At 66.8% G+C, this 14,973-nt stretch carries 15 protein-coding genes; 6 read left to right on the forward strand and 9 right to left on the reverse strand.

The genetic code is table 11. The annotated features are described in order from the left end of the window. The 4 genes from AB1634_15225 to AB1634_15240 all read left to right on the forward strand — a co-directional run. Positions 1-721 (forward strand): hypothetical protein (locus AB1634_15225; protein ID MEW6220867.1); only part of this gene is annotated, 721 nt, incomplete at its 5' end. A 400-nt stretch (positions 722-1,121) separates the two neighbouring features. Continuing rightward, a complete protein-coding gene (gene dsrA, locus AB1634_15230; GenBank protein ID MEW6220868.1) occupies positions 1,122-2,396 on the forward strand; it encodes a dissimilatory-type sulfite reductase subunit alpha in 1,275 nt (424 codons plus the stop codon). A 69-nt stretch (positions 2,397-2,465) separates the two neighbouring features. Then, positions 2,466-3,593: a dissimilatory-type sulfite reductase subunit beta gene (gene dsrB / locus AB1634_15235; GenBank protein ID MEW6220869.1), complete on the forward strand. Its 1,128-nt coding sequence runs from the start codon at positions 2,466-2,468 to the stop codon at positions 3,591-3,593. A gap of 35 nt (positions 3,594-3,628) precedes the next feature. Next, positions 3,629-3,856: a dissimilatory sulfite reductase D family protein gene (locus tag AB1634_15240; GenBank protein ID MEW6220870.1), complete on the forward strand. Its 228-nt coding sequence runs from the start codon at positions 3,629-3,631 to the stop codon at positions 3,854-3,856. 133 nt (positions 3,857-3,989) lie between these two features. Here the strand turns inward: AB1634_15240 and AB1634_15245 are convergent, their stop codons facing one another. The 9 genes from AB1634_15245 to AB1634_15285 all read right to left on the reverse strand — a co-directional run bounded on the left by AB1634_15245 (position 3,990) and on the right by AB1634_15285 (position 11,565). Further along, the gene (locus AB1634_15245) at positions 3,990-4,682 is read right to left on the reverse strand and encodes a YkgJ family cysteine cluster protein (GenBank protein MEW6220871.1); all 693 of its coding nucleotides are present in this window, start codon (positions 4,680-4,682) and stop codon (positions 3,990-3,992) included. Between the two features lie 10 nt (positions 4,683-4,692). Continuing rightward, positions 4,693-5,295, reverse strand: a complete 603-nt coding sequence (locus tag AB1634_15250; GenBank protein ID MEW6220872.1) for a tetratricopeptide repeat protein — start codon at positions 5,293-5,295, stop codon at positions 4,693-4,695. Then, positions 5,292-6,302, reverse strand: coding sequence for a DVU0298 family protein (locus AB1634_15255; GenBank protein MEW6220873.1), 1,011 nt, complete (start codon positions 6,300-6,302; stop codon positions 5,292-5,294). The genes AB1634_15250 and AB1634_15255 overlap by 4 nt, the downstream gene beginning before the upstream one ends. A gap of 115 nt (positions 6,303-6,417) precedes the next feature. Beyond that, a complete protein-coding gene (locus AB1634_15260) occupies positions 6,418-7,062 on the reverse strand; it encodes a tetratricopeptide repeat protein (protein MEW6220874.1) in 645 nt (214 codons plus the stop codon). A 177-nt stretch (positions 7,063-7,239) separates the two neighbouring features. Beyond that, positions 7,240-8,172, reverse strand: a complete 933-nt coding sequence (locus AB1634_15265) for a hypothetical protein (protein MEW6220875.1) — start codon at positions 8,170-8,172, stop codon at positions 7,240-7,242. A gap of 232 nt (positions 8,173-8,404) precedes the next feature. Further along, on the reverse strand, positions 8,405-9,244 hold the full coding sequence (locus tag AB1634_15270; GenBank protein ID MEW6220876.1) for a DUF169 domain-containing protein: 840 nt from the start codon (positions 9,242-9,244) through the stop codon (positions 8,405-8,407). A 43-nt stretch (positions 9,245-9,287) separates the two neighbouring features. Beyond that, positions 9,288-9,677, reverse strand: coding sequence for a sulfite exporter TauE/SafE family protein (locus AB1634_15275; GenBank protein ID MEW6220877.1), 390 nt, complete (start codon positions 9,675-9,677; stop codon positions 9,288-9,290). A 20-nt stretch (positions 9,678-9,697) separates the two neighbouring features. Next, on the reverse strand, positions 9,698-10,900 hold the full coding sequence (locus AB1634_15280) for a sulfite exporter TauE/SafE family protein (protein MEW6220878.1): 1,203 nt from the start codon (positions 10,898-10,900) through the stop codon (positions 9,698-9,700). 86 nt (positions 10,901-10,986) lie between these two features. Next, a complete protein-coding gene (locus AB1634_15285) occupies positions 10,987-11,565 on the reverse strand; it encodes a rhodanese-like domain-containing protein (GenBank protein ID MEW6220879.1) in 579 nt (192 codons plus the stop codon). Positions 11,566-11,867: 302 nt separating this feature from the next. On the opposite strand from AB1634_15285, the gene AB1634_15290 reads away from it, so the two are divergent. Beyond that, a complete protein-coding gene (locus AB1634_15290; protein ID MEW6220880.1) occupies positions 11,868-13,565 on the forward strand; it encodes an ATP-binding protein in 1,698 nt (565 codons plus the stop codon). Next, on the forward strand, positions 13,562-14,917 hold the full coding sequence (locus AB1634_15295; protein ID MEW6220881.1) for a sigma-54 dependent transcriptional regulator: 1,356 nt from the start codon (positions 13,562-13,564) through the stop codon (positions 14,915-14,917). The genes AB1634_15290 and AB1634_15295 overlap by 4 nt, the downstream gene beginning before the upstream one ends. The last annotated feature ends 56 nt before the right edge of the window (positions 14,918-14,973 follow it).

A 14,973-nucleotide genomic window follows, 5' to 3' on the forward strand; every position in this document is an offset into this window, starting at 1 on the left:
GGCTGATTTCGAGGCCGCCCTGGCCGGGGTGCGGCCCGGCCGGCCGGTCCAGTTTCCGGTCCGCTTCCCTGATGACTACGGCCTGGCCCGGCTGGCCGGCCGGCAGGTGGAGTTTCAGGTCTATCCGCATCTGGTCCTGGAACCGGTGGCTGTGGACAGTCTGGCGGCGCTGGCTGCCTTCTCCCGCCGCAACCTGTACCGCTTCACGGATCTGGTCTCGTTGCGGGAGCACAACGAGAATCTGTGCTACCTGGTGCTGCGGGAGACCGCCCTCCGGGGTCTCACCCAGGATATGACCGACTTTTTTAGCCTCATGAGCTACTACCTGCGTCTTGGCTTCCGGGAAAGGGTCGAGGAGATGCTGCCGCTCCTGCCCGGCGACCCGGACTCCCGCCTCCATGCCGGCCGGCTCTTCCTGGCCGCGGGGCTCCATGAGCAGGCCCTGGCCCTCCTGCCCAGCCCCGGCCAGGGCGACGCCATGGCCCTCATCCAGCGCATCAAGGCCCTCATCCATCTGGAGCGCCTGGCCGAGGCCGAGACCCTGGCGGCGGATCCCCGTCTGGCCGTGGATGTGCAGGGTCTCGATCTGCGGGTGGGGCTGGCCACCCTTCAAGGCCTGCCAACCTCCACCCTGCTGGCCCGCCTGGATGCCCTCATCGACCGGCAGGTCGAGGCCATGCGCCGGGGCATCAGCTGCCGCGGTGCCGGCGGGTTGGCCTGAACATCCCCCGTTCATTTTCCAACATCTGTTTGGGGCCGATGGTCACCCCTCTCGCGGCCTCCCTGGCCGATCGCCGCCGCACCCCGCCGCCGGTGCAGGACCCTGCTCGCCAGCGGCGGAAGGGCCGGGGCTCGGGGTTTGCTTTTTTGTTGACAAACAGCCTGTTGGGAGATAAGGTCCCCGAACTGAATGGGCATTCAATTTCTGGCGATCCGCCGCTGGCGAAGCCAGAGTGCCCGCCGGCACGGCCGCCGGCTCGATGTCAGGTCCCGGGGGCGGTAGGGGGATGGTCGCCCGGGCGCGGCCCGGTCCGCCACGACTTGAGGAGAGGCAGGCAACCACGTCGGAACAGGTTCCACACCCAGGCAACCCAATCACATCCATCCAAGGAGGAAAGAGAATGCCAAAGCATGACACGCCCCTGTTGGATCAGCTGGAAAGCGGTCCGTGGCCAAGCTTTGTCACGGACCTGAAGCGGCAAGCCAAGACGAAGGATCAGTGCTGGGATATCCTCGGCCAGGTGGAGCTGTCCTACAAGGACCGGGTCACCCACTGGAAGCACGGCGGCATCGTGGGCGTCTTCGGTTACGGCGGCGGCGTCATCGGCCGGTATTCGGACGTGCCGGCCAAGTTCCCCGGCGTCGCCCATTTTCACACCGTGCGCGTCAACCAGCCCTCCTCCAAGTTCTACAGCACCAAGTGTCTGCTGGACGTGATCGAGATGTGGGATCGCCGGGGCTCCGGCATGTTCAACATGCACGGCTCCACCGGTGATATGGTCCTCCTGGGCACCACCACCGATCAGCTGGAAGACATCTTCTGGGAGCTGACCCACAACATGAACATGGACCTGGGCGGCTCCGGCGGCAACCTGCGGACCCCGTCCTGCTGCCTGGGCCGCGCCCGTTGCGAGTGGGGCTGCTATGACACCCAGGCAGCCTGCCACAACATCACCAACACCTACCAGGACGAGCTGCACCGCCCGGCCTTCCCGTACAAGTTCAAGATCAAGTTCTCCGGTTGCCCCAACGACTGCGTGGCGGCTATCGCCCGTTCCGACTTTGCGGTCATCGGCACCTGGCGGGACGACATCCGCATCGATCAGGCCGCGGTGGCCAAGTATGTGTCCGGCGAGTACGTGCCGAACGGCGGCGCCCACGCGGGCCGCGACTGGGGCAAGTTCGACATCAAGGCCGAGGTGATCGATCTGTGTCCCACCGGCTGCATGTCCATGGAAGGCGGCCAGCTCAAGATCGACAACGCCGAGTGCACCCGCTGCATGCACTGCCTGAACGCCATGCCTCGGGCCCTGCGCCCGGGCAAGGACCAGGGCGCTACCATCCTGATCGGCGCCAAGGCCCCTATCCTCGAGGGCGCCCAGATTGCCACCATGATCGTGCCCTTCATCAAGATGGAGGGTGAGTTCGAGGAGATGAAGGCCCTGGTGGAGAAGTGCTGGGACTGGTGGATGGAAGAAGGCAAGAACCGGGAGCGGATCGGCGAATCCATCCAGCGCATCGGCCTGCCCACCTTCCTCAAGATCATGGGCGTCGAGCCCCTGCCGCAGCATACCAAAGAGCCGCGCTCCAACCCCTACGTCTTCTGGAAGGACGAAGAGGTCGAGGGTGGGTTCGATCGGGATGTCAAGGCGTTCCGCCAGCGGCACGCCATGTGATCCGGGGCCGAGACCGCACGCTTTCATTCATCGACGACAGTCGTCTCACGACGCGAAGGAGGTTCAACCATGGGCTATGATCCAGCCAATCCGTTGAAGGATAGAATCACCGACATCGGCCCCCCGCACTACGAGCAGTTTTTTCCGCCGGTCATCAAGAAGAATTACGGCAAGTGGCTCTACCACGAGATCGTCAAGCCCGGTGTCCTGAAGCACGTCGCCGAGTCCGGTGACGAGTGCTACACCGCGCGGGTGGCCTGCGCCCGCCTCATCTCCGGCGAGCTGATGCGGGACTACTGCAAGATCGCCGACGACCATTGCGACGGCTTCCTGCGCTTCACCACCCGGAACAACGTCGAGTTCATGGTGGACAACGCCGCCAAGGTCCAGCCTCTGCTGGACGCCCTGGCCAAGCACGGCCAGATGCCGGTGGGTGGCACCGGTGCCGGTGTGACCAACATCGTCCACACCCAGGGCTGGGTGCACTGCCACACCCCGGCTACTGACGCTTCTGGTGTGGTCAAGGCGGTGATGGACGAGCTGTTCCCGTACTTCACCAGCATGACCCTGCCGGCTCAGGTGCGGGTTGCCCTGGCCTGCTGCCTCAACATGTGTGGCGCTGTGCACTGCTCGGACATCGCCATCCTGGGCGTACACCGCAAGCCGCCCATGATCGACCACGAGCGGATCGGTGGCGTCTGTGAGATTCCGCTCGCCATCGCTGCCTGCCCGCTGGGCGCCATCAAGCCGAAGACCGAGGAGTTGGAGAGCGGCGAGAAGGTCAAGTCGGTGACCGTCAACAACGACAAGTGCATGTTCTGCGGCAACTGCTACACCATGTGCCCGGCCATGCCCCTGGCTGATCCGGAAGGTGACGGCATCGCCATCCTGGTGGGCGGCAAGATCTCCAACCGCCGCTCGACACCGAAGTTCTCGAAGCTGGTCATCCCATTCCTGCCCAACAACCCGCCCCGCTGGCCGGAGACGGTGGCCGCGGTCAAGGGTATCCTTGAGGTCTATGCCAAGGACGCCAAGAAGTACGAGCGGGTTGGCGAGTGGGCCGAGCGGATCGGCTGGGAGCGGTTCTACGAGAAGTGCAACATCCCGTTCTCCGACAAGTCCATCGATGATTACCGCTTGGCCTATGACACCTGGCGGACCACCACCCAGTTCAAGTTCACCAGCCACATCAAGTAGTTGATGGGCAAGGGGGTAGAAAGATGGGTGTTGACATGGAAACCCTGAAGCAGCAGCTCTTGGACTACGCCACCAAGGCTGCGAAGCCGCAGCTCTATCTCAAGGACCTGCAGAAGGCCAATGCCGATGCCTCGCCTCGGGAGGTGAAGAATGCGGCCAACGCCCTGGTGAAGGACGGCAAGATGTCCTACTGGTCCAGCGGCAGCTCGACGATGTACGCCGTGAAGGGGCGCGCCAAGGACGAGGAGGTCCGAGGCACCTGATCGCCACCAGCGGTGGGAGGTCCTGGGGGAGGCGGCGGGGCAACCCGTGCCTCCCCCCTTTTTTTTTGGCAGCCCGGCGCCTGCCGGTGCGGCGGCCCCCCCGGGGGGCAACCGCCGCCGGCGGGCTGGCCGGTCAGACGGCGGGGGGCGGCGAGACGTGGAAAACCAGGCCGTCCGGGGTCTCCTGGACGGTGAGGCCGTGGGCGCAGGCGATCTTGAACAGGGGACGGCCGAAGACGAACAGCTCCCGGCCCACAGAGAGGTCGAACTGAGCGGCGGCCTCCTGGCGGAACGCCAGGTCCCGGCTGGCCAGGAGGCCCAACTCCTCCAGGGCGGCAGCCGCGTCGACGCCACCCGCCTGGGCCTGGGCGGCGAGAAACACCACCCGACCGGCCGGGCAGGCCTGATCGTGGGCCTGGATGAGATCCAGGATCGGGTCGGCGGGGTTGATGAGGTCGGCCCTGGTCAGGGTGTCCTGGCCCATCACTGCGGTCATCTGCTCCGGGGCCCAGCATTCCAGGAGCCGGCACTCCAGGGGCCGCACCTCATAGATGGAGCACACCGCGCCCGGATCGGTGAGAAAGGGGCAGGCCCAGTCCGGGCCGCGGCCGGAGAGACGGACGAATTCCCGTGCCACGGGAGCGGAGCGGTTGCTGGTCGGATCAATGGCCGGCTCGCCCGCCCGGACGGTGACCAGGTGATCGTAGCGGATGTGGCCGGCCAGGAGGATCGGCCGGTCCTGGCGGTGCAAGGTCGGGCCGCCCTTGCGGCAGCAGGTGCCGCAACGCTGGCAGCCGGTGTCGGCGCTGGGGGGGACGACGTTCATGGCTCGGGCCTCAGGTTCCGGGGACTGGGGGCGCCCAGGCGCCGGTCTCCAGGGCAGCCGCCCGCTGCAGCAGCTCTTCGGCGGTGCGCTGGTGGCGGAAGTTTCGATGGATCGAGGCGGCGGTCCGGTAGGCGTCGGCGGCCTTGGCGGTATCACCGGCTTCGGCGTAGGTCTCCGCCAGGCTGACCAGAACCTCCACCGCGCCGCCCGGGTTGTTGTGACCGCTATGCGTGTCGAGCATCTCCAGGTAGACGGCTGTAGCCTCGGCAGTACGGTCCAGGGCCCGGAGGCAGGCGGCTTGTCGCTGCTGCACATAGAGACAGCTCATGGCATCCTTTTCCGCGGCGCAGATGCGCAAGGCCTGCTGGAGATGCTCCAGGGCCTGGTCGTGCTGGCCGCCCCTGGTGGCGACCTCGGCCAGCCGGACCAGGACATTGGCGATCCCGGCGTGGTCGCCCGCTTGGCGGTAGCCCCGAAGGGCCTGGTCCAGAGCGCTGGCCGCCTGGCCCAGATTGTTCTTGGCCAGGAAAGCCTGGCCGGCTGCGAGATCGGCCTTGGCCGCTTCGACGATCGGGTCGGCGGCGGGGGGGGCGTCAACGGTCCCGTCGGTCATGGGTGTGCTCCTTCGTCGGTCATTCCCTTGAGGGCCGCCGCGGCCAGGGTGCCGAGATCGGTGGTGACGAGCTGCCCCTCCTCGGGGATGGTCACAGGAGTTTTGTCACCGACCATGGCCTCGATCTGGGACCGGACCTCCAGCGCCCGGATGCGGCCGCACAGCTGCAGGGCCTGGGCCCGCACCAGCGGTTGCGGATGGCCCAGGAAGGTGAAGAGATTGTAGAAAGGCATGGCGCGGATCAGGTCCGGGCGGAAGCGGGCCACCATGGAGAGCGCCCAGAGGACCCGGGGCTGGGCTGCGGGGTCCTTGAGAAAGCCCAGCAGGTGCCGGGCGAAGGCCCCGTAGAGGTCCGGCCGCTCACCGATGATGGCGCCGATCGCCTCGATGCTGCCCCAGCTGCTGCTGGCCGAATCCGAACAGGCGGCAAAAAGGCGGTGCAACAGGTCGCTCACCCGGCCTGGCTGGCGTGTGGCCAGCCGGGAGCAGACCTTGCCCAGGACGTGCACCGCCCGCCAGCGGCAAGCCTCATCCGGCGCGTACAACAGCCGCTGCAGGAAGCGCAGGGTGCGGGGATCGTCGAAGACCAGATCCACCAGGCGATCAATGGCACCGGCAGCCACCAGCTCCTCCACCTGCCTCTTGTCGGCCCGTTGCCGGAGCCGTTTGGGATCCCGCTCCGGCTCCACCGGGGGCAGGGGCAGCAGCGGACCGGCGGCCGCCCTGCGCTGCCGGCCGGCCAGGGCCGCGGCCTCCGGCTGCAGGCGGACAAAGAACAAGACACCGCTCACCCGGCGGCCGTCCAGCTTGCGGGTGTCCACCACTTGGTGGGAGATCTCGTCGTAGTTGTCCACCTGGCCGGTCAGGTAGTCCTCCTGCGGCAGGAGATCCCAGGCCAGATCCCAGTTGCCGCCACAGGCATTGACCAGGGTTTCCACCATGGCCGAGCCGACGTTATGGCCGGTGGCGTCGGAGGTGTACACGGCGCCGCAGCTGCACTCGCCCACCGGAAACTCGCCCGGCTTGTGCTGGCGGGGGGATTGGGGACGGCCGACGGTCTGGCCACAAAAGGGGCACCAGGGTCGGTTCGGGGGTGGAGAGGCGGCGGAGGCCATGGGGGCATTACCCCTGGGCGGGGCGCGCCAGGGCCTGATCCAGGGCCTGGCGGAACTGGTCCGGAACCGGATAGCCCAGGGCCAGGGCGCGGTCAAGATGCGTTTTGGCGGCCTGGTAGTCCTCCTTGAAATAGAGGGCGGCCGCCAGGTTGTTGTGGGCCATGCCGAAGTCGGGATCCAGGGCCACCCCCTGGCGGGCGGCCTCCAGGGCCTGATCCAGGTCGCCGGCCATGATGCAGGCCACCGCCAGGTTCACCCAGGTGCTGGCCATGCCCGGGGCGTGTCGTGCCGCTTCCCGGTAGGCGGCGATCGCCTGCTCCGCCTCGCCGCGCTGTTGCCAGATGAGCCCGAGGTTGGCGTGGGCCTGGGCCAGGTTGGGGTTCAGGGCCAGGGCCCGCTGATTGACGACGATGGCCTCCTCGATGCGGCCCTGCTCGAAGAGCACCCCACCCAGGTTGACGAGGCTGTCAGCGCTGTTGGGCTCCAGCTCCAAGGCCTTGCCCAGAGCGCGGGCCGCATCGTCGACCCGGCCGCTCTGCCGATAGGCCAGGGCCAGATGATGCCAGACGCCGGCGTTGTCCGGGAAGACCTCCACTTTGCGCTCGTATTCGGCGACGATGGCGGCCAGATCCTTGGGGGCCTTGGTGGTCATGGGCTTCTCCGTGGCGGGCCGCGGCGGCAGGGCGCGGCCTGCTCCGCGGTTCGGGAAAGGACAGGCAAAACGGACCAAAACGGCTGTTGCCCGGGTCAGAATACGTGAACGTGGCAACGTACCACGGGCCAGGCGGTTCGTCAAAAAAAAGGGGGGCTGCGGGATGGAGGGGCGCGCTCAGGCCTTGTTCCTCGCCAGCACCAGCGAAAGCATCGAGGCCGCCGCATAGTCGGCGATCTCGTCCACCAGCTGGCGGACATACGGGCAGTCCCAGACGGCGAGGAGCTTGTGACGGGCCATGAAGCCCTGGCGCACGCGGCCGTCCTCCGGCCGGTCTCCAGCCGGGCAGCGCTCCAGGGCATAGGGGAACAGCTGGGGCCGCCGGCAGACCTGGGGCCGCTGGACGTAGATCCGGCAGCGGCTGACGTCAGGGGCCAGATGGGGACAGTCGGCCTGTCTGGGCAGGATGAGGCTCCAGCCGTTCTGCCAGCGGTAGACAGCGGTGGGGGTCTCGTAGAAGGGCTTCCCCTCCCGGAGCAAGGGCGGCTCGCCACTGCTGGTGCAGGAGCGGCTGGCAGGGCTGTCCACGACCGGCACCGGGAAGAGCTGCGGCTCGGCGGCCTCCAGGGGGATCTCGAAAAAGAGCTGATGCATCTCCCCCCGGGGGCCGGTGCAACAGACGCTGCACCCGCAGGGGTCGCAGAGCAGGCTGTTGATGGTCTCCAGCTCCCGGCTGCAGATGCCCTGGGTGAGGCCGGCCATGAAAGCGATCAACGGCTTGACCGGTGTCAGGTCCTCGCTCACCACCAGCCGGTCGTCCGGCTCGCCCCGTCGCATCGCCTCGGCGGCGGCCAGCAGGTCCAGGTGGGGCGCCAACAGGGCAGCAGGCGCCCGGTAGACCCGGCCTCCAACCACCATTTCCTGGGGCAGCTGCTCCAGGAGCTCGGCCACGCTGGGGTGCCGGCTGACGAGAAAGGTCAGGACCACCAGGCGGGCCAGCGGCATCAGGGGCTGCCGCAGGCGCAGCCGGCCGGCAGCAAAGGGATCAGGTCCGGCCTTGGGTGGCCGGTCATCCGTCCGGTCTGGCAGTGCCCGCAGATCCCTGTCCATAGAGCTGGCCTGGCGCATGATCGGTCGAAGGCCAAACCGGGATGCCGGGGCGTGGTCGATCGCCCGCAACGGCCCGGAGACGATGGCCGCACGTTAGCGAGTCGGCCGGTCCGTGTCAATGGAGAAAAGCGCGATCAGCCGGGGGAAAAGCGGCCCAGGAACGGGCGGGGCCGGCAAGCCGCCCGTGTCTGGACCAGCGCCGGGCACGGGCGACTCGACAAGAGACCGGCAATCAGTCCTTGGGCTTCTTGAAGACCAGGAAGGGGCACAGCTTGCACATGTTGAAGCCGGGGTACGACTCGCCGGTGCGGGGGTAGGAGGCGCCACCATCCCGGACGGTGCGCTCCAGCATCCAGCGCACGGTGGGCATCAGCTGCTCGCCGGGCCAGATCCAGTTGATCTCCCCCTGCTCGGTCTTGCCGGCGGTGTACGAGCCGCTGCACATCTGGGTGATGTTGGGCTTCCTGCTCACGTAGACGCCGGTCACCCCCTGGCAGGCGGAGCTGTTCATGGTCATCACCATCTCGAAGGGCTGGATGTCCATGGCGGCGCACCAGTCGTTGGCCAGGTGGTAGGACTGCAGAACATCGCAGATGCCGTGGATGATGTCCGGGGCAAAGGAAGCCCGGTGCAGGGGGGCGGTGGCAAAGGCCAGAAGGCCGTGGGGCAGCCGCTTCTTGGTCCTGACGAACCGCTCCGCCTGGGCCAGGTCCTTGACATACTTGAGATGGCTCTTGGCCTCGCCTTCGTCGAATTCCTTCCAGCCCCAGCAGTACTTGGCGTTGGAGCAGCCCAGCTCCTTGCCAGTGCCCAGGAGGATCTCCCCCTTCTGGCGCGAGGCAGCGAGATAATGACAAAAGGTGAAGGGGTAGGCGGGCACCCGGTAGTCGCTGCTCGTCTTGAAGGCGTCCAGCTGCTCCCGGTCAAAGAAGAATTTCACCGCCACCGGGAAGTACTTCATGCGGTAGAGGTTGCGCAAGGCAAGCACCTGGTCGGCGGGGGACAGCTCGTCCTTTTCGAGCATGGCCCGGGCAAAAGCGACGTCATCCAGCATCAGGGCGGAATCGATCATAAAGGCTCCTCTGGCTTGGCGGGTGGGCAGACGAAGAGGGCGCCTAGAAGACACCCAGGAGGCTTAAGGCCAGGATCAGAAGACCAGCTACCGCCACCCGCTTCACGGCGATGGGGCTGACCCGTTTCGCGATCTGCGGGGCGATGAAGCCGCCCAGAATGGCCGCCGGGAACATGATCAGAAAGAAGGTGAGATCGAAGTTGCCGAACATGTAGTGGCGGGTGGTGCCCATGACGGTATTGAAGAAGATGGCCAACAGCGAGCTGCCCACCACCACGTACATGGGTAGGCCGAGGCCGACGGTCATGAGGGGTACCATGAAAGGGCCGCCGCCGAAGCCGAACATGGAAGAGATGACGGCGATGGCAAAACCGCCGATGCAGCCAAGAATGATGTTGACCTTGAACTCCTGTCCCCAGAACGTGACGATCATGGTGGCGCCTCCTCGCAAGCCTACTTTCTGGCGGCGGCTTCTTCCGCCCGCTTCTTGAACTCCTTCAGGATCGCCTGTTCCTTTTTGTTCTTTTCGAGATGGCCAGGCAGGGTCTGCCAGAACATGAGGCCGGCCAGCACCACCAGAATCCAGCCGAAAACGAATTTGAACTGGTCCAGGGTGATGAGCTCGGTGAGCTTGGGACCAATGAAGCCGCCGGCCACCATGGCCAGGCCGATGGCCACCCCCAGCTTCCAGCTGATGAACCTGATCTTCGAGTAGTTGTAGATGCCGCTGCCCTGGGAGAACAGCACCGTGGGCATGACGGTGCCGGCCACCACCGTGTGGGGCAGGGGCCAGAGGGAGACGAAGAGGGGGTTCATGATGAAGCCGCCGCCGGCGCCCATGAGCACGCCGAAGATGGCGATGGCCAGGGTGAGGAGGAAGGGGAGAAAGAGATTGAGGCTGGCGCCGGCGTTGGCCAGGTAGATGACCGGAAAGCTGATCCGGTTCTCGAAGGCCAAGGGAGCGCTCCGGGTGCTCTTGTCCACGGCGGCAACGACCGAGTACCTGCCCGGCGCCAGGCCGGAGCGGATCCTGATCTCGGCATTGAAGCTGCCGTCCGGACTCACCTCCAGGTCGGCCGCCATGACCTTGTCCAGGTCCCGGAAGCGAGCCTTGACGAGCTGCATGCTGCGCTTCCTGTTCTCCTTGTCGTCCATGGCCGGCAGGAGATCCCCCCGGGAGCCGATGATGCTGCCCATGAGGGTGGCCTGGTAGCGGTCGATGCCGATCTTGGCCGGTGCGGCATAGATGGCATCCGCGCCGGTGTCTTTGAGCACCTGGGAGAAGCTCCATTTCTTGCCTTCCTTCTTGGCCTTGTCCAGGGCCTCCTGCTGATTCTTGGGCACGACCACCTTGTAGAAGGCCGGCATCTGGCTGGTCATGTACAGCAGGTACGGCCTCTTGCCGGTCTCCTTGTCCGGGTCGGCATCGAAGCGGGAGGCCCGGACTTGTTCCTCTGCCCACAGCTCCAGAAAGACCGGCTTGCCGGCCGGAGCGGTGCCGGTAACCGTGATGCGGCCGCCATTTTCGAGGACCTGTTTGTCCAGATGGATCGTTACCGGGGCCGAACTGGCGGGGGTCTCGGCCTGGGCGCCAGCGACGCCAGTCAATAGGCCGAGGATGAGGACCACTCCGACGAGGGCTTGCCGCGAGCGCATGTTGAGCTCCTTCTCTGTGGGGGTTGGTGGAAGACGGCGCAGGAATCGCCCTGCCGGCTTGAGCCGGCAGGGCGGCACGGGACGGGTTACTGCTGGAAGTCCCGCCGGTACATGAGCTTGGGGTTCATGTCGTAGGTCCAGGGCAGGCCCTCCAGGCGCCAGCCTCCCAGGGTGCGCTTGCCCAGGTCCGGGCTCTTGGGGTTCTTCTCCTTGTCGCCCTCGAAGCCGCCCAGGACGTTGAAGACGCGCTCGGCGGGAAACCCGGCGTCGACCGCGGCGGTGGTGGCGGCGATGGTGCGCTCGGCACTGCGGCAGAGGAGGAGCAGGGTGTCGGTCTTGGGATTGAAGCGGGCCAGGAGATCCTGGGCGAAGTTGGGATTGAGGACCTTGTCGTAGCCATCCTTGCCGGGCCGGAAGGTGGCGAACAGCCAGGGGATGTTGATGGCGCCCGCCGGATGGCCGATGTCCTGGTACTCGGAGCGGGTGCGCACATCGACGATGAAGGTGTGCTCCGGATCCTTCTGAACCATCTCCCACGCCTGGGTGGGGGTGACGTCGCCCCCTTTGTGCTCGCCCTTCACCTTGTACGGGAACCTGTCGCCGGCATGGGCCGGGCCTGCCAGCCCGCAGGCGATGCACAGCACGAACAGCAGCATCTTTTTCATGATCGTTCCTCCTTGTGGCTCGTCTTGGGTTCTGTCCGGGCCGTTGTGCCCGGACGGTGGTCTGCGGTCCGTCGAGGACCGACTGCTGCGCGCGTCAGAGGATGCTGGCCGCCTCCCTGTATGCCAAGCATGTTGCAAGGGTCTTGCCAAAACCGTTGCGCGGCGGTATTGGCTGTGCCAGCATGAAGACCGGTCTGGCGGCAAGCCCGCTGCTGTGCCGGATGGGCCAAAGGTCGGTGTCCCCTGTCCCGTTTGGGACAGGTGGCGTGCGGTAGGGCGCGAGCCTCTTCCTGGACGTGCGCGTGGACGAGCCTGTTTCGGAACTGGATGCCCGCCTGCTTGTGGGCTACCACATCGGCGAGGATCTCCTGATCGGCCTCCTGTGTCTGGCCATGGTCTGGCGAGCCTACCGGCTGCTCCGCCGGCCGGAGGCGCCGCTCACTGCGGAGACCGGAGCCCGGGTCTGGCTGCTGGCCGCTGGCTTCGCCATCCACGGCGCCAGCAGTCTCCTCCACGGCGCGGTCCATACCGCCGCCTGGGCTTCGAACCTCCTCTACCAGACCCTGCTTGGCTACTGTCTTGGCCTGCTGCTCATCGTCAGCGCCGTCTCCCTGGAGCGGCCGGCGGGCAAGAAGGCCCTGGCCCTGGGCTACCTGCCCCTCCTGTTCCTCCTGCTGCCGTCTGTCCACAGCCGCCTGCCCCTTTTTGGCGAGCTGCGGCCCCTGGTCTGGATCAGCGTTGCCTACCTGGCGGGTCTCATCTCCATGCTCTATCTGGCAGCGGCCTACCGGACGCAGGACCATCGCTTTTTGGGCTTGGCCGGTGGCTTCGCCCTCCTGTGCATCGCCGCCTCCTTTCTCTTCTTTCCCGCGCCCATCGGCTCTCAGGCCTGGCTCCACGGCCATCTCCTGCGGCCGGTGGGGTTCGTCGTCATTGTCGCCAGCCTGGGGCAGCGGGAGATGGCGCTGCACCAGGGCAGCATCCTCTACCGGGCGCTCACCGCCTTCGGCCTGCTTGCCGCCGTGCCCCTGGTCTCCTTCGGGACGGCGGTCTTCTACGAGAGCATCCGGCCGGTCAATATCCTCGGCCAGCGGTTGCTGCTCTTCCTGCTCTTTCTGGTCACCGTCACCGCGACCCTGGTCTTCGGCCTCGGGCTCATCATCCGCCTGGTGCGGCCGATCCTGCTCCTCAAACGGTCGGTGGCGGGACTGGCGGCCAGCGATTTGCGGGCCCGGATTCCGGCGGCAGGCAATGACGAGATCGGCGAGCTGGGGAGCGCCTTCAACGACATGCTGACCCGGCTGCGGCTGGCCATGGACGAGCAGCAGCGGCTGTGCCAGCTGGCCGCCACCGGCGAGCTGGCTGCTACCCTGGCCCATGAGATCAGAAACCCGCTTCTGGCCATCGACGGCGCTGCCGAGTATATCGGCAAGAACTTCTCCGGGGAGCTGGTCCGGGAGTTCGTGGGCATCATCCGTTCCGAGGCGACCCGGATCCAGCGCCTCACCAGCGCCCTCATGACCTTTGCCCAGCCCCAGGAACTGAGGCTTCGCGCCGTGGATCTGGGGGAAGTCGTCCGGGGGACCGCGACCCTCATGGGCACCGAGGCCAGGGAGCAGCGGGTGACCCTGGAGACCAGCCTGGCGGCGGATCTGCCGCCGGCCCTCGGGGATGGGGATCAGATCAAGCAGGTCCTCATCAACCTGGTGCTGAACGCCTTGCAGGCGGTGGCCAAGGGCGGTCAGGTGCACATCGGCACGGGATTCCGGGAGGGGATGCTGGCGGTGACGGTGGCCGACAACGGCCCCGGCATCCCGGCAGCGCTCCAGGGACGGATCTTCCATCCCTTCTTCACCACCAAGGCCCGGGGCACGGGCCTGGGCCTGGCCGTCTCCCGGAACATTGCCCGAGCCCATGGCGGAGACCTCACCGTGGAAAGCGCCCCTGGGCAGGGTAGCACCTTCACCCTGCTGCTACGAGCGGTCGAGAAGAGGCCATGACCACCCGCCGCATCCTCATCGCCGACGACGAGGTCAATGCCCTCCGGGTGCTGGCCGCCGGCCTGACTGGTCCGGGCGTCCGGATCGAGACCGCCCTCTCCGGCGAGGAGGCGCTGGAGCGCCTTGCCGCGAGCCCCTTCGACCTGGTGATCTCCGACTACCGGATGACGGGCATGAGCGGCGAAGAGCTGCTGGCCCAGGTCAAGGCCAGATGGCCGGCAACGCCGTTCATCCTGCTTACGGCGTACGGCACCATCGAGCTGGCGGTGGGGGCGATGCGGAAGGGGGCCTACACCTATCTCACCAAGCCGGTGGACTTGGCCCTGCTCACCAGCATCATCGATGAAGCCCTGACCCCTGACGCCCAGCCGGCGGCGGCCGGCGCCGGCCGGCCCGGCTTTTGCGGCCGCGTTGGCCACAGCCGAGCCATGCAGGAGGTCTTCTCGCTGATCCGGCGGGTGGCGAAGACCGACGCCACGGTCCTTATCCTGGGGGAGAGCGGCACCGGCAAGGAGCTGGTCGCCCGGGCCATCCACAAGACTTCGGCCCGGGCCGCCGGTCCCTTCGTGGCCATCGATTGCACCACCATCCCGCACGAGCTTCTGGAGAGCGAGCTGTTCGGCCATGAAAAGGGGGCCTTCACTGGTGCCGGCGAGGCCAAGATCGGACTCATCGAGATGGCCCAGGCCGGCACCGCCTTCTTTGACGAGATCGGCGACCTGGATGGTGCCCTGCAGAAGAAGCTGCTGCGCTTCCTGCAGGAGCGGGAGATCCGGCGGGTGGGCGGCAAGGAGCGGCTGGCAGCGGACGTCCGCATCCTGGCCGCCACCAACCGGGATCTGGAGGGGGCGGTAAGCCGGGGCGAGTTCCGCAGCGATCTTTTTTACCGGCTGAATGTCATTCCCGTGGCGCTGCCGCCTTTGCGCCAGCGCCGGGAGGATATTCCCCTGCTGGCCCGGCACTGCTTGCAGAGCTTGGCGGCTCGGAGCGGCAAGGCGGTGCGGGAGCTGGATCGGGAGGTGGTGACCATCCTCCAGGGCTATGACTGGCCGGGCAATGTGCGCGAGCTGGAGAACGTTCTGGAACGGGCGGTGATCCTCTGCCCGGACGAGCGGATCCATGCCGACTGCCTGCCGGTCCGCCTGAATCAGGCCGCAGCAACAGGCGCGCCCCCGGCCTCCGATCTCAACCTTCTGGCCATGGAGCGGGGCATCATCAAGAAGGCCCTGGACGAGACCGGCTGGAACCAGTGCCGGGCTGCTGACCTCCTGGGGATCTCCCGCAAGCAGCTCCGGACCAAGATGCGCCACCACGGTTTTCTGGCAGAACGGGAGCCCGGCGAGCAGCCGTGAGCCCCCCTCCGAGGTCCTTTCTTGGCCACCAGGCGGCCGGATATTCGACAAACGGA

The organism is Thermodesulfobacteriota bacterium (assembly GCA_040755095.1).
Taxonomy (GTDB): domain Bacteria; phylum Desulfobacterota; class Desulfobulbia; order Desulfobulbales; family JBFMBH01; genus JBFMBH01.